The sequence below is a fragment of the Neisseria sp. P0020.S003 genome (assembly GCF_051957095.1).
GTDB lineage: Bacteria > Pseudomonadota > Gammaproteobacteria > Burkholderiales > Neisseriaceae > Neisseria > Neisseria subflava.
Genome location: NZ_JBQCWU010000004.1, coordinates 20,880 through 38,240 on the forward strand (window position 1 = coordinate 20,880; position 17,361 = coordinate 38,240).

Consider the following 17,361-nt stretch of genomic DNA (forward strand, 5'->3'; position numbering starts at 1 on the left):
TGAGGTGTGTGAACTATTTTTATTTGTCCGTTTTATTTTTGTTATTTTACTACTGATAATATGGAAATGGTTTGTCTTTGCTCAAATTAACGTGTGTAAATGAAAAAAAGGCCGGCCGTCTGAAACGGATGATGTGTTTTCAGACGGCCTGGGTCGATAGTTTAAATGCGTTATTGCGTAGGATTGTTACTTTTGCCGCGCTTCAAATGCTTTTGGTAGGCGATGACGTAATCGGCCTTGCTCAAGCCCGCCAATACGCGGATGTGGGCGGCGGCGGATTTGGACAGGGATTCCAAGGTATATCCGCCCTCCAGTACGGAAACGACACGTCCCTGACAGCTTGCCGTTGCTTGGACGATTTTGTGCGTCAGCCAGGCAAAATCGGCTTCATGCAGGTTCAGACGGCCTGTTTCGTCTTGTTTGTGTCCGTCAAAACCGGCTGAAAGCAACACCAACTCGGGACGGAAAGCCGTGAGCTTGGGCAGCCATTGTTCGCGGATGGTCGTGCGGAAGATACGGCTGCCTGTGCCCGGTTTGAGGGGCGTATGCAGCATATTTTTGCTGCCGGCGTATTGTTCCGCCTCCGGGAAGGGGAAGATGTCGGTTTCAAACAGGTTGAAAAACATCACGCGCGGATCGTCTCGGAGAATCTCCGCCGTACCGTCGCCGAAATGGGCGTCGAAATCGATGACGGCGATGCGTCGCAAGCGATATTGGGCAATGGCGTGCATCACACCGGCGGCGGTGTTGTTGATGAGGCAGAATCCGCTGGCGCTGTTGCTGTGGGCATGGTGGCCGGGTGGGCGGATGGCGCAAAAAGCATGCCAAGCCTTTTTGTTCATCACCATATCGACTGCTTTGACAACGGCTCCAGCTGCAAAGCGGGCGGCTTGGAGGGAGTCGTGGCTGATGACCGTATCGTCATCGATGCGGTGGATTTTGCCGGGGAGCGGCTGTGCGGCCTCTAATTCGTGCAGATAGTTGCGCGAGTGGACCAATGCCAGTTGTGCATCTTTTATTTCGGGTGCTTCAGCGGTTTGCAGATGACGCCAAATGCCTTCCTTTTTTAAGGCGGCTTGAATGGCGCTGATGCGTTCTGGCTTGTCGGGGTGGTTGGTGCCCGGCTGGTGCTGCAGAAATATAGGATGGGAAATCCATACGGTGCGGGCATTTTTGCCAAACAAACGGCGTAGGCGGGTGCTGATGCGCCAAAGGATTTTTTTGAACATGGAACAGTATGTGTCGGACAAGTCGTAAAGACTGCTAAATATGGTTAATAAATACGGAAATGCTTGGAAATTTTTCAGACGGCCTTTAGAATAGCTCAATTTTACAGTCCGACCAACTGCGTTTTGGGCTGTATGCAGTTTTTTACTTTATCTTAAAACTCAAAAGAACGGATATATTATGAATCAAGCTGTGGCTCAATTTGCCCCCTTACTGCTGATTATGGTGGTGTTTTACTTCCTGATTATGCGTCCTCAACAAAAGAAATTCAAAGCACACCAAGCTATGCTGGCTGCTTTGAAAGTAGGCGATAAAGTCGTTTTGGCTGCAGGTTTCAAAGGCCGCGTGACCAAAGTCGGCGAGCAATTCTACACTGTCGACATCGGCCAAGGTGCGAGAATCGAAGTAGAAGTGGAACGCAACGCGATTGCCGCGAAAGCCGAATAATCCGTTTTTTTTTTTGCGAAAAGCCGCCTCATTTTCCGAGTGCGGCTGTTTGCCTTTATAAATAAAGCAAAGGTTTACCATGAACCGTTATCCTTTATGGAAATACCTGCTGATTGCGTTCACAATTGTGGTTGCGGCTGTTTACTCGCTGCCCAACCTTTTTGGTGAAACGCCTGCCGTACAGGTATCGACCAACCGACAAGCCATCGTTATCAATGAGCAAACCCAGTCTAAAGTGTCTTCTGCGTTGCAAAGCGCAGGTATTCAGACGGACGGTATGTTCATTGTCGATAACTCGCTGAAAGTGCGTTTTAAAGATACTGAAACGCAACTGAAAGCGCGTGATGTCATCGAAAACACTTTGGGCGAAGGCTATATTACCGCGCTCAACCTTTTGGCGGACAGTCCTGAGTGGATGGCGAAAATTAAAGCTAATCCGATGTTCTTGGGTCTGGACTTGCGCGGCGGCGTGCATTTCACCATGCAGGTGGATATGAAAGCCGCGATGCAGAAAACGTTTGAACGTTACGCCGGCGACATCCGCCGCGAATTGCGTCGCGAAAAAATCCGTACCGGTACGGTGCATCAGGCTGAAAACGGTCTGACCGTACCTCTGCAAGATGCCGCCGATGTACAAAAGGCCTTGCCTCAGTTGCAAAAAATGTTCCCTGAAGCCACTTTGCTTGCAGACGGCAACAATATCGTGCTGACTCTGTCTGAAGAGGCGATCAATAAAGTACGCACTGATGCGGTAAAACAAAACATCAACACTTTGCACAACCGTGTGAACGAATTGGGTGTGGCAGAACCAGTTATCCAGCAATCCGGTCTTGATCGCATCGTTGTACAGCTACCGGGTGTACAAGATACTGCCAAAGCAAAAGACATTATTGGTCGTACCGCGACTTTGGAAGTGCGCATGGTGGAAGACGATCCGATTAAACTGCAAGAAGCCTTGAACGGTAATGTACCGACTGGTTACGAGTTGCTGTCAAGCGGTGGCGATCATCCGGAAACTATTTTGGTCAACAAACAAGTTGAACTGACCGGCGACAACATCAACGACGCGCAACCTAGCTTTGACCAAATGGGCGCTCCTGCTGTGAGCCTGAGCTTGGACAGCGCGGGTGGCAGTATTTTTGGCGAATTGACTTCGGCCAATGTGGGTAAACGTATGGCTATGGTGTTGATCGACCAAGGTAAATCCGAAGTTGTGACTGCGCCTGTCATCCGCTCCGCCATTACCGGTGGCCGTGTGGAGATTTCCGGTAGCATGACAACTGCCGAAGCCAACGATACTTCATTGTTGCTGCGTGCCGGCTCGCTGGCTGCGCCTATGCAGATTGTCGAAGAACGTACCATCGGCCCGTCTTTGGGTAAAGAAAACATTGAAAAAGGCTTCAATTCCACCTTGTGGGGCTTTGCCGCCGTTGCTGCATTTATGGTGGTTTACTACCGCCTGATGGGTTTCTTCTCTACCATCGCTTTGAGTACCAATATCTTATTTTTGGTGGGCATTTTGTCTGCCATGCAGGCAACGTTGACCTTGCCGGGTATTGCCGCGTTGGCATTGACATTGGGTATGGCGATTGACTCCAACGTATTGATTAACGAGCGTATCCGTGAAGAATTACGCGGAGGCATACCACCTCAGCAGGCAATCAATCTGGGTTTCCAACATGCTTGGGCAACCATTGTCGACTCTAACTTGACCTCTCTGATTGCCGGTATTGCTTTGTTGGTATTCGGTTCCGGTCCTGTACGCGGTTTTGCCGTTGTACACTGTATCGGTATTCTGACCTCGATGTATTCGTCTGTGGTCGTGTTCCGTGCTTTGGTCAACCTGTGGTACGGCCGCCGTCGCAAATTGCGGAATATTTCCATTGGTGCGGTATGGAAGCCGAAAGCTGAAATGGCAGAAGGCAAGGAGTAAAACATGGAATTATTTAAAATCAAACGCGATATTCCGTTTATGAGCTACGGCAAACTGACGACCTTTATTTCGTTGGTTACGTTTATCGCTGCCGTGTTCTTTTTGGTAACCAAAGGCCTGAATTTCTCCGTCGAATTTACCGGCGGTACGGTGATGGAAGTCCAATATCAGCAGGGCGTGGATGTGAATAAAACGCGCGAACGCCTCGATACGTTGAAAATGGGTGATGTACAGGTTCAGGCATTAGGTACGAACAAACACATCATGATTCGCCTGCCGAACAAAGAAGGCGTAACGTCTGCCCAGCTGTCCAACCAAGTGATGGATTTGCTGAAAAAAGACAATCCTGACGTTACCTTGCGCCAAGTCGAATTCATCGGCCCTCAGGTTGGTGAAGAATTGGTTACCAATGGTTTGATGGCATTGAGCTTCGTGGTGGCAGGTATTATTATTTACTTGTCCATGCGTTTTGAGTGGCGTTTTGCAGTGTCCGCAATTATTGCGAATATGCATGATATCGTGATTATTCTTGGCTGTTTCGCCTTCTTCCAATGGGAATTCTCTCTGACTGTCTTGGCAGGTATTTTGGCAGTTTTGGGTTATTCCGTGAACGAATCAGTGGTTGTGTTTGACCGTATTCGTGAGAACTTCCGTAAGCCGCATATGCGTGGCCACACTGTGCCGGAAGTCATCGACAACGCGATTACTGCAACCATGAGCCGTACCATCATTACCCACGGTTCGACCGAGGCAATGGTTGTTTCTATGCTGGTGTTCGGCGGTGCAGCCTTGCACGGTTTCTCTATGGCGCTGACCATCGGTATCGTGTTCGGTATTTACTCTTCCGTATTGGTTGCCAGCCCGCTCTTGCTGATGTTTGGCTTGAGTCGTGAGAACATTGCCAAAGAAGTGAAGAAAAAAGAAGAAGTTGTAGTCTAAACACTGCAATAATTCGATAAAGGCCGTCTGAAAATTGTTTGAATCAGTTTTCAGACGGCCTTTTGTATTTAAATTTCAGAATATTTTGTTTTAATGAAATAGGAGGAGATAAATGTGAAAGAAAAAGAAAAAATAGGAACAATATAATTTTGTGATGAATCAAGTTTATTGTCTGATATGCCCTTAATTGCTTGTCAGTCCCAATATTTTAAAACATAATACTTTTGCCCCCGATGCTGGAGTTTTACTACAAGTACATGATTTGCAAAAAATCTGTTGGGCGTGCAGACCCTGCCAATCAACCTCAAAAAAGGAAGGCCAAGAATGAAAGTAACCAGTTTCGGCGAAGTGCTGTGGGACGATTTTCCAAACGGAAAGGTATTCGGTGGTGCACCCCTGAATGTTACCGTTCGTTTGCAGTCTTTGGGTATCGATACTGCCATCATCAGCCGTCGTGGCGATGATGCCGATGGCGAAGAATTGCTACGCCAGATTCAAAGCAAAAACGTCAACACTGATTATTTGCAGGTTTGTCATGAATGTGCGACCAGCTTGGTGAAAGTACATTTGGATAAGTGTGGCAGTGCGTCTTATGAGATTGTCTATCCTTGCGCGTGGGACAGGATTGCGGTTGATGATGCGGCAATCAAACGTGTGGCAGAATCCGATGCGTTCGTTTTTGGCAGCTTGGCAACCCGTGATGAAGTTTCGCGTAAAAGCTTGGCAGTTTTGCTGAAAGAAGCCAAATTCAAAATTTTTGACGTTAATCTGCGCAAGCCCCATTACGATATTGCCCGCTTGTTGGAGACCATTAAACAGTCCGATATGGTCAAACTCAATGATGATGAGTTGTATGAATTGGCTGCGGCTTACGGCTCTCCTTATCACAGTATCGAACAAAATATCAGCTACCTTGTTAAGCTGACAGGGGTCAAAATCTTGTGTGTGACTTTGGGTAGTCATGGCGCGGTTTTGTATAAGGACGGCGAGTTATACCGCCATTGCGGTTTCCGCGTCAAAGTGGTGGATACTGTCGGCTCCGGCGACAGCTTCCTTGGCGGTTTGACTTACAAACTGCTGAACAATGCGCCTCCTCAAGAAGCCATTGCTTTTGCTTGTGCGTTGGGTGCATTGGTGGCTTCACGTCATGGCGCGACGGCGGATATTTCTTTGGAAGAAATTGAAGCGTTTATGTATCCGGCTTGATGCTTCGATAATAGATATAAAAAGGCCGTCTGAACAACCATTAAATCAGGTTTTCAGACGGCCTTAGTGTTTTCAGGCTTTACCAATAAGTTGTAAAACATTCCAAGTTGGTATTTTTCGGGCCGCCGCCTTCTTCGGTCGCCGAACCAATCATCATCAGACCGATGATTTTGTCTTTGTCGGCACACTCAAATGCTTCGCGCAACAATGGGCTGTTGACCCACATGCCCGTAATCCAAACATTGTCGAAGCCTTGAGCAGAAGCAGCCAGTTGCAACGCGTAGGCGGCGCAGCCGGCAGTCAGCATTTGTTCCCATTCAGGTTTGGGTTTTGCCACTTCACGGTTCGGCGTAAATGTAACGCCGATAATCATGGGCGCCATGTTGCCTACGCGTTCGGCCTTTTTCATGGCATCATCGCCGAAGTTGAGTTCGGTAACGGTCTTGCTCAACAGCTCGCGGAAACGTTGTAAGCCGGCCTCGCTTTGAATAACGGTAAAGCGGAAAGGGCGCATATTGCCGTGATCAGGAACTTGTGTTGCCGCTTGCAGCATTTGTTCCAGTTGCTCGGTATTGGGTGCAGGAGCAGTCAGTTTTTTGGAAGAGCGACGCGTGGTGAGGAGATTTAAGGCATCCATTTTTATTCTTTCTTGTGAATTCGAATGAGAATAATTATATAGCAGAACGATAAATAAATCAGCAAAGGACTAAGGCCGTCTGAATTAAGCTTTCAGACGGCCTTTGAGTTTTACAGGATACCGTTGTTTTGTGTATTTTCTGTAATCAGTGCTTTGCTGATTTCATCGGCGGTGTAGCTCTTACCGTTTCCGAATACAAAGCTGTCGACATTATTGTTGACAATGTCATGGATGGTCAGGGTGTCGCCTGTATCTTTGATGGTTAAGACCCAATCATCGCCGGTTTTCAACTGTAAACCGTATCATCTCTGCCATTTGGGTTTTCAATGATTTTATCGTCGCTGCGGGTTACATAATAAACGTCATCTCCCGACGTGCCTGTTGTTGCTTGTGCAAGGGAGGATGGCTGTAATTGCTCTAAATGTCGTAATTCAAATTGCGCATTGCTTTTTTGATTGTCATGATATTTTCTTTAGATATTGATGAGAGTAACAAGGAAGTAAACGTATCCGGCATATGGCCGGTATTGCTTAATTTGTATTGTGTTTAGGCTGTATATACTAGTGCCGAAATTTGATAAAAACAACAGAAACATTAAGATATGACAATATATAGAGAGCCTTATTAGGCTTAGTTTGTCGTCTATTCTTTTGCCAAATGGCTTTGCCTTGTGCGGCTGTTTTGTTTCTTATATACCACACATCAATTTTCATAGTTTCAAACTATGAATGGTTGTAAAAAGGCCGTCTGAAAAAAGAAGCAGGTTTCGCATTGCAAAACCTGCTTCTTTTTTCAGACGGCCTGTCTGATTACAGAGTACGGGCAACTTCGACGATGTCGAAACATTCGAGTTGGTCGCCTTCCATAATCTCGTTGTAGCCTTTGAGCATCAGACCACATTCGAAGCCCATGCGGACTTCTTTGACGTCATCTTTGTAGCGTTTCAAAGAAGACAGCTCGCCGGTATGGATAACCACGTTGTTGCGGATGAGGCGGACATGGGAATCGCGTTTGACCACACCGTCGGTAACCATACAGCCTGCAATATTGCCGACTTTGGAAACGGAGATAACCTGACGGATTTCGACCGTACCGGTTACTTGCTCTTTCTCTTCAGGAGAGAGCATACCGCTCATGGCGGCTTTCACGTCGTCGATGGCATCGTAAATGATGTTGTAGTAACGGATTTCCACGTTTTCATTCTCAGCCAGTTTGCGTGCGGAAGCATCTGCACGGACGTTAAAGCCGATGATGAATGCGCCGGAAGCGATGGCCAAGTTGACATCAGATTCGGTAATACCGCCAACACCGCTGTGCAACACGTTCACTTTCACTTCGTCGGTGGACAGTTTTTTTAGGCTGCCAGCCAAAGCTTCGTAAGAACCTTGTACGTCTGCTTTGATGATGACGGACAAGGATTGGGCTTGGTTTTCGCCCATGTTGTTGAACATGTTTTCCAGTTTCGCGGCCTGTTGTTTGGCCAAGCGCACGTCGCGGTATTTGCCTTGACGGAAGAGGGCGATTTCGCGCGCTTTTTTCTCGTCGGCCAATACCATTGCATCTTCGCCTGCGTTCGGTACGTCGGACAAGCCGAGGATCTCGACAGGGATAGACGGGCCGGCTTCATTGATGGCTTTGCCGTTTTCGTCAACCATTGCACGGATTTTACCGAATGCAGTACCGGCCAGCAGCATATCGCCTTTTTTCAGTGTACCGCTTTGTACCAAGAGGGTGGCAACCGCGCCGCGGCCTTTGTCCAAACGTGCCTCAACGATAATGCCTTTGGCAGGTGCATCGACTGGGGCAGTCAGTTCCAAAACTTCGGCTTCGAGCAAGACAGCTTCGAGCAATGCATCGATGTTCAGGCCTTTTTTAGCGGAAACGTCGATGAACTGTACATCACCGCCCCATTCGTCAGGCACGACTTCGTGCGCAGTCAGCTCTTGGCGGATACGCTCGGGATTGGCCGCCTCTTTATCGATTTTGTTTACCGCTACCACCATAGGCACGCCCGCGGCTTTAGCGTGGGCAATCGCCTCGATGGTTTGAGGCATTACGCCGTCGTCGGCTGCTACCACAAGAATCACGATATCGGTTGCTTTCGCACCGCGCGCACGCATGGCGGTAAATGCTTCGTGACCCGGAGTATCCAAGAAGGTAATCACGCCGCGTGGGGTTTCAACGTGGTATGCACCGATGTGTTGGGTAATGCCGCCCGCTTCGCCTTGTACCACTTTGGCACGGCGGATGTAGTCCAGCAGGGAGGTTTTACCGTGGTCAACGTGACCCATCACGGTAACAACCGGAGGACGCGGCAATGCTTCGGCTTCTACTGCTTCAACGCCTTCATCCAAGAATGCTTCAGGGTCGTCGGCGGCGGCAGGTTTACCGATGTGGCCGAGTTCTTCCACCACAATCAGGGCAGTGTCTTGGTCGATAGATTGGTTGATGGTTACCATCATGCCCATTTTCATCAGGGCTTTAACCACTTCGACGCCTTTAACGGCCATTTTGTGTGCCAAGTCGGCAACGGTAATGGTTTCAGGCACCAAAACTTCGTGTACGACAGGTTCGGTCGGCGCTTGGAAGGCGTGTTGGTTTGGCTCAAGTTTGAGTTTTTTGCCTTTTTTGCCGCCGCGTACGCGTTCGTCGTCGCCATTGCGTGCATTGTTGCGGTCACGGCCGCCTTTGCCGCCTTTGCCTTTGGCGTTGCGGCCTTGGTTTTCTTCGTCACGGTCACGACGGTCTTCTTTTTTACCGCGCGCGTTGTGTTCGGATTTGCCTTCGCCGGATGCTGCTTTGGCTTTCTCGGCAGGTTTATTGCGTTCGCCTGATTTGGCTTCTTTAGTAGGTTTTGAGTCTTTCTCGGCCTGTTGTTTTATGGCTTCACGGCGTGCTTGACGCTCTTGTTTTTCTTTTAACAAGGCTTCTTGATGCGCACGCAGGGCGGCAGCACGACGGGCTTCTTCATCGCGTTGAGCCTGTTCTTCCACGCTGACGACAGGTTGCGGTACGGCAGGAGCGGCAGGTTTGGCGGTCTTTTTCGCTTCTTTGCCTTTGCCGCCTTTGTCTTGTTTGGCTTTGGCAGGTTTTTTGGCTTCGGCTGGTTTTTCAGCTTCAACGGATTTTTCAGACGGCTTGTTGTCTGCTTTAGCTTCAACTTTTGCTTCGGCCTTGGCTTCTACGGTTTCAACCGGTTTGGCTTCTTCTTTTTTCGCTGCGACAGGCTTATCTTCCGCTTTTGGTGCGGCTTTGGCTGCTTTCAGTCTGGCTGCTTCAGCCTCTGCTTTGGCGCGGGCTTCGGCTTTTGCGGCAGCTTCTGCTTCAGCTTTGGCTTTTTCTTCGGCGGCTTGAGTGGCTACTTTTTCTGCTTCGGCTTTTTGGTTTTTCGCTGCTACTTTGGCTTTGGCTTCCGCTGCCAATTCTTCGGAAGAAGGAATGGTAACGGCACGGCTGCGGCGGCGTGTTTCCACTTTTACGCCGTCAACAGTGCTGACTTCGGTTTTTTTGCGGCGGATGCTGATGGTGCCGCTGTTGCTGCCGTTTTTCTTTTGCAGGTAAGCAGTCAACAGTTGTTTGTCGTCAGTGGTTATGCTGTCATTACCGCTGTTTTTGTTGACCCCGGCTTCTTTCAATTGTTTAAGCAAATCATCGACGGGGCGGTTTAGTTCGGCGGCAAATTGCGCTACGGTTGTATTACTCATTCAGTACCCCCTTAGTTATTTTCTTCAGTAAACCAGTGTTCGCGTGCAGCCAAAATCACTTTTTTGGCTTCTTCTTCGTCAACACCGGTAATTTCGACCAATTCGTCAACAGACAATTCGGCCAGATCATCGCGTTGGGTAACGCCGGCTTCAGCCAGTTTGCGCAACATGTCGGAATCTACGCCGTCCAAATTGCGCATGTCTTCAGACACTTCACCCAGTTTTTCTTCTGCGGCGATGGTAATGGTCAGGATCGCATCGCGTGCGCGATTGCGCAGGGTTTCAACGATTTCTTCGTCAAAACCGTCAATCGAGAGCAATTCTGCCGCTGGAACGTAAGCGACTTCTTCCAAAGTGGCAAAGCCTTCTTCCACCAAGATATCGGCGGTTTCGTCGTCGATGTTCAAGTGGGTGGTGAAGAGGTTGCGGATAACCGCGTCTTCTGCGGCATTGCGCTCGTCGGCTTCTTCAACGGTCATGATGTTCAGCTGCCAGCCGGTCAGAATGGAAGCCAGGCGGACGTTTTGACCGCCGCGGCCGATGGCCAGCGCCAGTTGGTTTTCATCAACGATTACGTCAACAGCATGTTTGTCTTCATCAATCACGATGCGGCTTACTTCGGCAGGAGACAGCGCATTCATCACGAATTGGGCTGGCTCAGGAGACCACAATACGATGTCGATGCGTTCGCCGGACAATTCGTTGCTCACGGCGTTAACACGGGAACCGCGCACGCCGATACAAGTACCTTGCGGGTCGATGCGTTGGTCGTTGGCTTTAACGGCAACTTTGGCGCGTTGGCCGGGATCGCGTGCTACTTCGCGGATCTCCAACAGGCCGTCTGCAATTTCAGGCACTTCGTTGGCGTAGAGTTTGGCCAAGAAGTCGCCGCTGGTACGGCTCAAAATGACTTGTTTGCGGCCGGTATTGCCGATTTCGTCCACACGCAGGAAGAGGGCGCGGATGCGGTCGCCGCTGCGGAAGTTTTCGCGCGGAATCATTTCTTCGCGCGGAATCAGTGCGTCCAGTTTGCCTGCGACGACTTCAACGATGATGCCGTGGCGCTCGACGCGTTTTACCGTACCGGAAACGATGTCTTCTTTAGAAGCGAGGAACTCGTTCAGGTTTTGCTCGCGCTCCGCATCACGGATGCGTTGCAGGATGATTTGTTTGGCGGTTTGCGCGGCTTGGCGGCCGAAGCCTTCGTTTGGCAGCTGCTCTTCGTAGTATTCGCCGATTTGGATGGTAGTGCCGGGAATTTCTTCTTGGATTTCCTCGATGGTTTTTTCTACATCAGGGTAGGTGTAGTCTTCATCGGCAACAATCAGCCAGCGGCGGAAGGTCTGGTATTCGCCGGTATCACGGTCGATTTCGACGCGCACGTCCATGTGCTCGCGGTCGGCTTTTTTCTTGGCAGCAGTAGAGAGGGCGAATTCAAGGGCTTTGAATACGACTTCCGTTTCAACGTTTTTTTCACTTGCCAGCGCTTCGGCCAGCTGTAACATTTCGCGACTCATTTTCTAGAATCTCCAAGTAATCGGTTTTTAAAATTTAAATTCGGGGCGCAAACGGGCTTTGTCGATGTTGCTCAATTCGATTTGGGCAGTTTTGCCGTCGAAAGAGACGGTAACGATGTCGTTTTCGCAAGATTCGATGCGGCCGATGAAGTTTTTCTGACCATCAATCGGCAGGCGTGTTTTGATTTTGGCGTTCTGGCCGGTAAAGCGCACGAAGTCGGCGGCTTTTTTCAACGGACGGTCAAGGCCCGGGCTGGAGATTTCCAAACGTTTGTAGTCGATGTCTTCAACCATAAACACGCGGCTCAGATGGTTGCTGACAGTGGCGCAGTCTTCGACGGTAATGCCGCCTTCTTTATCGATGAAAACGCGCAAATCTCCTTGTGCGGTCAGTTCGAAATCGACTAGCTCGTAGCCCAAGCCGGGCAGGGTTTTATCAAGAATGCTTTGAATATCCATGCTTCTCCAGAAGTACATAAACAAAAAAATGGCCGCGCGGCCATTTTTCGTGTGATTTGAAAAATTGGCCTATTATAACTGTTTTCAAGATAAAAGAAAAGTGTTGATTTGGCGTGGATTTTTTGAAGTGATTGCTTAAATGTAAAGGGTAGGGTCGAGGCCGTCTGAAAAGGAAATTGTTGACAAGTTTTGATATAGCGTTTTTGAAATTATTTTGGAAAACAAAGAATTGGTGTTGCTTTGTTTTCAGACGGTCTTGGATTTTCTGATTTTTCGTGCTTGCACAATGTGCAAGGCGGTTCTACAATTTCCTTATACTCTCCGAATAAGAAAGAAGACCGCCATGTCCGCACACCCGATTTACAATTTTTCCGCAGGTCCTGCCGTATTGCCGGAAGCGGTATTACATACCGCACAACAGGAAATGCTCGACTACAACGGTACGGGTTTCCCCGTGATGGCGATGAGCCACCGTTCGGATATGTTTTTGAGCATTCTGCATCATGCCGAACAAGACTTGCGCCAGCTTTTGAATATTCCGTCCAACTATAAAATCCTGTTTTTACAGGGCGGTGCGACCACGCAATTCAATATGGTGACCATGAATTTAGCGCACGGTTTTACGACTGCCGATGCGGTGGTAACGGGCAACTGGAGCCGTATTGCCTATGAACAGATGAGCCGTTTGAGCAATGCCGAAATCCGTTTGGCCGCGCATGGCGGCGAGCAATATGCCTATAAAAACCTACCTGCGGTGGAGGATTGGGATGTGAACCCGAATTCCGCGTTTGTTCATTTTGCGATTAATGAAACCGTCAACGGCTTGCAGTATCAAAACGTCCCCAAACTTTCAGACGGCCTGCCGCCGCTGGTGTGCGATATGTCGAGCGAGATTTTGTCGCGTGAGTTTGATGTATCCGATTACGGCTTGATTTATGCCGGCGCACAAAAAAATATCGGCCCTGCCGGTGCGACCGTGGTCATTATCCGCGAGGATTTGCTGGAGCGTTGTCCGAACGATATTCCCGATGTGTTCAACTACTGTTCGCACATCAACCGCGATGGTATGTACAACACGCCTTCCACTTATGCGATTTATATGTCGGGTTTGGTGTTCCGCTGGCTGCAAACGCAGGGCGGTGTGAAAAAAATTGAAGCGGTCAATCGAATAAAGGCGCAAACCTTGTATGAGATGATAGACGGCAGCGGCGGTTTTTACATCAACGATATTCATCCTGATGCGCGCTCCAAAATGAACGTGGTCTTTAAAACCGCAAGCGAAGACTTGGATCGCCGTTTTGTGTTGGAAGCTGAGTTGCAGGGCTTGTGCCTGCTCAAGGGCTATAAAACCGTCGGCGGTATGCGTGCCAGCATTTACAATGCGATGCCGCTTGAAGGTGTGAACGCGTTGGCTGACTTTATGAAAGATTTCCAACGACGTTACGGTTAAGATGAAGATATAAAAAGGCCGTCTGAAACTGGGTTTCAGACGGCCTTTTTGATTTGAACAAGCCTTATTCGGTGACTTCTTCAGTGATGCTGTCGCGGTAGATAGTACTGTCGTAAGTCGGAACAGGAGGCGGCAGCAGGTTGTCGAGTGTCAGCGCGGACGGGTTCAGTGTCGGATAGCCGCTGAAGGTGACGGAATAACCGCCGTTGCCGGTACTGCGGACTTTGGCATGCGCGCCCAACGGGAAAGTGGTTTTGTTGGTAATGTGGCCGAATGGGAAACCGGTCAACACAGGAATCTTGGCAGTGCGTGAAATGTGGTTGACGACGGCGGAGAAGTCGTAGCTGGAGTCGTACACGTCGCGGATGGTACCCATGCGGAAATCGCCGAAGATGATGGCACGTTGTTTTTGCAAAACACCTGACAGATAAAGCGTGTTGAGCATGCGCTCGATGCGGTAGGGTTGCTCGCTGACGTCTTCGATAAAGAGGATGCCGCCTTGAATATCGGGCATGTAAGGCGTACCGGCGAGGGAGGCGAGAACGCTGAGGTTGCCTCCCCACAATGTGCCTTCGACGTTGACATCGGCGCGTTGGATGGTTGGGACATCAACGATGTTGACATTGTTGGTCGTGCCGCGGATGAAAGAATCCATGGTAAAGACGCTGGGGGCAGCTTTGCCGAATTCGCTGTATACCATCGGGCCGGCAAAGCTCATCATATTGCCTTTGGCTAACAGGGCAAGTTGGACGGCGCATACGTCGCTGAAGCCGAAGAACAATGTGCCGCGTTCGCGCATTCTGGCGCCGAGTGAGGCAAAGTCGATTTGAGGCAGGATGCGTGCTGCACCGTAGCCGCCGCGCAGGCCCATCAAGACTTTGGGCGTTTCGACACGGCCGCTGGCAACGTCTTGAAAGTCTGCGGCGCGTTGGGCGTCGCTGCCGGCAAAGCGTTGGTAACGGCGGCTGCCTGCCTGTTGGTTGGTCACGGTAAAGCCTGCGTTGTAGAGGCGAGTCAGGCCAGTGGTCACGCGGTTGGGGTTTTCGGCGAAGCCTGACGGCGCAACAACGCGCAGGAGGTTGTCGCCGGAACGTGGCGGATGGGGTTGCTTAGGTTGCACGGTTTTGGCTTTCGCGGTGGTAGAAGTGGTTTTGGTTTGCGGCGTGGTGGTCGTGCCTGTGCCGCAGGCTTGCAACAACCCTGCGCCTGCCGCGGCAGAGCAGGTACGCAGGAAATGGCGGCGCGTGGTAGAGTTCATTGAGGTTTTCCTTTCGTTATATGTTCAGACGGCCTGAACTTGGTGTGTCGGTCTTTACAGGCCGTCTGAAAGTTTAAGCGATTAAGTTTTTGATTTGTTGCGGCCAATTTTCGGGCAAGGTCATGCCGTGTTCGCGGACGGGCGCGGCCCAAATCGGCGCGGGGAAGTTGGCATCGTTTTCAAAGCGGGCAATGACGTGCCAATGTAAGTGGGGCACAACATTGCCGAGGCTGGCCAAATTGATTTTGGCCGGGCGGAAGACTTGGCGCATTGCGGCTTCAACCTGATACACCATTTCCATGATTTCGTTGCGTTCGGCAGGGGAAAGGTCGGTCATCTCGGAAACATGGTCATTCCAAATAACGCGGCAGAATGCCGGTGCGCCGGCTTCATTGTGGACGGCGATCACGCGCAGGTTTGGCGTTTGCAGCAAAATGTCTTCGTTGTCGGCAGTGCAGATGGGGCAGGTCATGGGTTTTTCTTTCTCAGTCTGAATAGGAATCGGATGATTTCAATCAGGATTTTTAGAACGAGGTAAATAGCAGTCAGTGTGATGAATGTGAAAAACCACGGTTTGGGTATAAACCACCAAAATAAATAGGCGGGCGTGATTAAGTCGTCACATTCTTCGGCACTCTTAACGTGGTCACACAAATCAATGCAATGATGGCAATCCAAAAGAATGGTTTGAGATATTTGAGTACAGTCATGGGTGAAGTGTTATGCAAATTTTGCAGCCCCCTGATTGGCAAGCTCGTCGGCTTTTTCGTTTTCAGGATGTCCGGCGTGGCCTTTTACCCACGTCCAGCGGACATCGTGCTGTTGAACCAAACTATCCAGCTCTTTCCATAAATCATCGTTTTTAACCGGTTTTTTGGCGGCGGTTTTCCAGCCGTTTTTTTTCCAACCGTGTATCCAGCTTTCCATGCCGTTTTTGACATATTGCGAGTCGGTGCAGATGACGACTTGGCAGCGGCGTTTTAAGGATTTCAGTCCTTCGATGACGGCGGTCAGCTCCATGCGGTTGTTGGTGGTTTCGGCTTCGCCGCCGAACAGTTCTTTTTCATGTGTGCCGTAGCGCATAAATACCCCCCAGCCGCCTGCGCCGGGGTTGCCTTTGCATGCGCCGTCTGTGTAGAGGTAAACGGGTTTATCCATGGGCATGTCTTTGTCGAATAAGGCGGTATCATAACATAAGGCCGTCTGAAATATCGGCAAATACGGTTTGCGCGTGTAAAATACCCTGCACTTATCACTCGTATAGAAAGCAGGTAGATATGGGATTGTTCAGCGGCCTTTTGGGCAATGCTTCGCAAAAAGACGCCGATGCGGTCGAACGCGATTTGGCGAATATCCTGATTGATGGCGAACAGGTAAAAATGGCATTCAGCCTGGTGCGCGATTTGATTGTGTTTACCGAATATCGGCTGGTGTTGGTGGACAAGCAGGGGTTGACCGGCAAGAAAGTGTCTTACCGTTCGATTCCGTACCGTTCCGTGTCGCGCTTTTCGGTGGAAACCTCGGGTCATTTTGATTTGGATGCCGAGCTGAAGATTTGGGTTTCTTCCGGCGAGGCACCGACCGAAACCCTGCAATTTAAAAGCGACAAGAGCGTGATTGCCATTCAGAAAGCCTTGGCAGAAGCTGTGTTGAAACCGTCAAAATAGAAAGGAAACATGATGAGCGAACAGCAAGAATTGTTTTGTTACAAACAGATGCCGGTATGGACGGCGGACGAGATCCCCGAAGCCTTGTTGTCCAAACACAATACCGCCGCCGGTACTTGGGGCTGCCTCAATGTCCTCCAAGGCCGTCTGAACTTCAACGAAGTGGACGAGGCGGGCAATATTACGGCCACGCACGAGCTGACGCCTGAAAGCGATGATTGGATTATCCATCCGCAAGCATGGCACTTTATCGCGCCGCAAACGCAAGACACGGAAATCCAACTGTCGTTTTACTGCGAGGCGGCTGACTATTTCAATAAGAAATACGGCATGAGTGCGACACATTCGGCCGTCCGCGCCGCCGAAGGCATCGTGCCTGTCGGCAAGGTTTTGGATATGGGCTGTGGTCAGGGCCGCAATGCGCTGTATCTGGGTTTGAAAGGTTTTGACGTTACCGCTGTCGATAATAATCCGAACGCGGTTCAAAACGTGGAAGAGCTGGCGCGTATCGAAGAACTGAATGTCCGCGCGTTTGAATACGACCTCAATGCCGCCAATATTCAGGAAAACTTCGATTATATGGTGGCGACCGTGGTGTTTATGTTCCTGATGCCGCGTTACGTTCCTGATGTGATTGCCAATATGAAGGAACACACCAACCCCGGCGGCTACAACCTGATCGTGTCTGCGATGGATACGGAAGATTTCCCTTGCCCGATGCTGTTCCCGTTCAAGTTTGGCGAGGGCGAGCTGCGCGAATACTATAAGGATTGGGAATTGGTGGAATACAAGGAAGAGCTGGGTTCGATGCACGCGAAAGACGAATTCGGCAATCCGATTCAGTTTAAATTCGTCACCATGCTGGCGAAGAAACCGGAATAAAGGTTTTACCGTAAAAAGGCCGTCTAAATTCAGTT

The 17,361-nt window shown here is 49.9% G+C and carries 16 protein-coding genes; 7 read left to right on the forward strand and 9 right to left on the reverse strand.

The features are described from left to right. Nucleotides 1-170 precede the first annotated feature (170 nt). The gene (locus ACTHTQ_RS03885) at nt 171-1,229 is read right to left on the reverse strand and encodes a histone deacetylase family protein (protein ID WP_440363151.1); all 1,059 of its coding nucleotides are present in this window, start codon (nt 1,227-1,229) and stop codon (nt 171-173) included. 178 nt (nt 1,230-1,407) lie between these two features. On the opposite strand from ACTHTQ_RS03885, the gene yajC reads away from it, so the two are divergent. The 4 genes from yajC to ACTHTQ_RS03905 all read left to right on the forward strand — a co-directional run bounded on the left by yajC (nt 1,408) and on the right by ACTHTQ_RS03905 (nt 5,752). Then, a complete protein-coding gene (gene yajC / locus ACTHTQ_RS03890; protein WP_003678762.1) occupies nt 1,408-1,674 on the forward strand; it encodes a preprotein translocase subunit YajC in 267 nt (88 codons plus the stop codon). A gap of 79 nt (nt 1,675-1,753) precedes the next feature. Further along, nucleotides 1,754-3,607 (forward strand): protein translocase subunit SecD, encoded by a 1,854-nt coding sequence (secD, locus tag ACTHTQ_RS03895; RefSeq protein ID WP_440363152.1) that lies wholly within the window; start codon nt 1,754-1,756, stop codon nt 3,605-3,607. 3 nt (nt 3,608-3,610) lie between these two features. Continuing rightward, complete coding sequence (gene secF / locus ACTHTQ_RS03900; protein ID WP_188213765.1) at nt 3,611-4,546, forward strand: protein translocase subunit SecF; 936 nt, start codon at nt 3,611-3,613, stop codon at nt 4,544-4,546. A gap of 324 nt (nt 4,547-4,870) precedes the next feature. Further along, nucleotides 4,871-5,752: a carbohydrate kinase family protein gene (locus tag ACTHTQ_RS03905; RefSeq protein ID WP_440363153.1), complete on the forward strand. Its 882-nt coding sequence runs from the start codon at nt 4,871-4,873 to the stop codon at nt 5,750-5,752. A 79-nt stretch (nt 5,753-5,831) separates the two neighbouring features. Here ACTHTQ_RS03905 and ACTHTQ_RS03910 read toward each other — a convergent pair whose 3' ends face one another. The 5 genes from ACTHTQ_RS03910 to rimP form a co-directional block, all read right to left on the reverse strand. Then, nucleotides 5,832-6,389, reverse strand: a complete 558-nt coding sequence (locus tag ACTHTQ_RS03910; RefSeq protein WP_283121160.1) for a nitroreductase family protein — start codon at nt 6,387-6,389, stop codon at nt 5,832-5,834. Nucleotides 6,390-6,499: 110 nt separating this feature from the next. Then, nucleotides 6,500-6,679, reverse strand: a complete 180-nt coding sequence (locus ACTHTQ_RS03915; protein WP_049329809.1) for a calcium-binding protein — start codon at nt 6,677-6,679, stop codon at nt 6,500-6,502. A 519-nt stretch (nt 6,680-7,198) separates the two neighbouring features. Continuing rightward, nucleotides 7,199-10,093 carry a translation initiation factor IF-2 gene (gene infB, locus ACTHTQ_RS03920; RefSeq protein WP_440363154.1) on the reverse strand — a complete coding sequence of 965 codons (2,895 nt, stop codon included), beginning with the start codon at nt 10,091-10,093 and terminating at the stop codon, nt 7,199-7,201. An 11-nt stretch (nt 10,094-10,104) separates the two neighbouring features. Beyond that, complete coding sequence (nusA, locus tag ACTHTQ_RS03925) at nt 10,105-11,610, reverse strand: transcription termination factor NusA (protein WP_003678742.1); 1,506 nt, start codon at nt 11,608-11,610, stop codon at nt 10,105-10,107. A gap of 27 nt (nt 11,611-11,637) precedes the next feature. Next, a complete protein-coding gene (gene rimP / locus ACTHTQ_RS03930; protein ID WP_250590388.1) occupies nt 11,638-12,069 on the reverse strand; it encodes a ribosome maturation factor RimP in 432 nt (143 codons plus the stop codon). A 343-nt stretch (nt 12,070-12,412) separates the two neighbouring features. On the opposite strand from rimP, the gene serC reads away from it, so the two are divergent. Beyond that, a complete protein-coding gene (serC, locus tag ACTHTQ_RS03935) occupies nt 12,413-13,519 on the forward strand; it encodes a phosphoserine transaminase (protein ID WP_440363155.1) in 1,107 nt (368 codons plus the stop codon). 64 nt (nt 13,520-13,583) lie between these two features. Here serC and ACTHTQ_RS03940 read toward each other — a convergent pair whose 3' ends face one another. The 3 genes from ACTHTQ_RS03940 to rnhA all read right to left on the reverse strand — a co-directional run bounded on the left by ACTHTQ_RS03940 (nt 13,584) and on the right by rnhA (nt 15,935). After that, complete coding sequence (locus tag ACTHTQ_RS03940) at nt 13,584-14,777, reverse strand: LD-carboxypeptidase (RefSeq protein WP_440363156.1); 1,194 nt, start codon at nt 14,775-14,777, stop codon at nt 13,584-13,586. Between the two features lie 73 nt (nt 14,778-14,850). Next, nucleotides 14,851-15,249, reverse strand: a complete 399-nt coding sequence (locus ACTHTQ_RS03945; RefSeq protein ID WP_049330909.1) for an HIT family protein — start codon at nt 15,247-15,249, stop codon at nt 14,851-14,853. 248 nt (nt 15,250-15,497) lie between these two features. Continuing rightward, entirely contained in the window at nt 15,498-15,935 is a 438-nt protein-coding gene (gene rnhA / locus ACTHTQ_RS03950) for a ribonuclease HI (protein WP_036473212.1), read from the reverse strand. 119 nt (nt 15,936-16,054) lie between these two features. Here rnhA and ACTHTQ_RS03955 point away from each other — a divergent pair, with 119 nt between their 5' ends. Beyond that, complete coding sequence (locus ACTHTQ_RS03955) at nt 16,055-16,444, forward strand: PH domain-containing protein (RefSeq protein ID WP_003678731.1); 390 nt, start codon at nt 16,055-16,057, stop codon at nt 16,442-16,444. A gap of 12 nt (nt 16,445-16,456) precedes the next feature. Further along, nucleotides 16,457-17,326, forward strand: coding sequence for an SAM-dependent methyltransferase TehB (gene tehB, locus ACTHTQ_RS03960; RefSeq protein ID WP_440363157.1), 870 nt, complete (start codon nt 16,457-16,459; stop codon nt 17,324-17,326). Nucleotides 17,327-17,361 lie beyond the last annotated feature (35 nt).

Coding starts and splice junctions, on each gene's coding strand:
- ACTHTQ_RS03885 (WP_440363151.1), bottom strand. CDS start 1,229: ATGTTCAAAAAAATCCTTTGGCGCATCAGCACCCGCCTACGCCGTTTG.
- yajC (WP_003678762.1), top strand. CDS start 1,408: ATGAATCAAGCTGTGGCTCAATTTGCCCCCTTACTGCTGATTATGGTG.
- secD (WP_440363152.1), top strand. CDS start 1,754: ATGAACCGTTATCCTTTATGGAAATACCTGCTGATTGCGTTCACAATT.
- secF (WP_188213765.1), top strand. CDS start 3,611: ATGGAATTATTTAAAATCAAACGCGATATTCCGTTTATGAGCTACGGC.
- ACTHTQ_RS03905 (WP_440363153.1), top strand. CDS start 4,871: ATGAAAGTAACCAGTTTCGGCGAAGTGCTGTGGGACGATTTTCCAAAC.
- ACTHTQ_RS03910 (WP_283121160.1), bottom strand. CDS start 6,389: ATGGATGCCTTAAATCTCCTCACCACGCGTCGCTCTTCCAAAAAACTG.
- infB (WP_440363154.1), bottom strand. CDS start 10,093: ATGAGTAATACAACCGTAGCGCAATTTGCCGCCGAACTAAACCGCCCC.
- nusA (WP_003678742.1), bottom strand. CDS start 11,610: ATGAGTCGCGAAATGTTACAGCTGGCCGAAGCGCTGGCAAGTGAAAAA.
- rimP (WP_250590388.1), bottom strand. CDS start 12,069: ATGGATATTCAAAGCATTCTTGATAAAACCCTGCCCGGCTTGGGCTAC.
- serC (WP_440363155.1), top strand. CDS start 12,413: ATGTCCGCACACCCGATTTACAATTTTTCCGCAGGTCCTGCCGTATTG.
- ACTHTQ_RS03940 (WP_440363156.1), bottom strand. CDS start 14,777: ATGAACTCTACCACGCGCCGCCATTTCCTGCGTACCTGCTCTGCCGCG.
- ACTHTQ_RS03945 (WP_049330909.1), bottom strand. CDS start 15,249: ATGACCTGCCCCATCTGCACTGCCGACAACGAAGACATTTTGCTGCAA.
- rnhA (WP_036473212.1), bottom strand. CDS start 15,935: ATGGATAAACCCGTTTACCTCTACACAGACGGCGCATGCAAAGGCAAC.
- ACTHTQ_RS03955 (WP_003678731.1), top strand. CDS start 16,055: ATGGGATTGTTCAGCGGCCTTTTGGGCAATGCTTCGCAAAAAGACGCC.
- tehB (WP_440363157.1), top strand. CDS start 16,457: ATGAGCGAACAGCAAGAATTGTTTTGTTACAAACAGATGCCGGTATGG.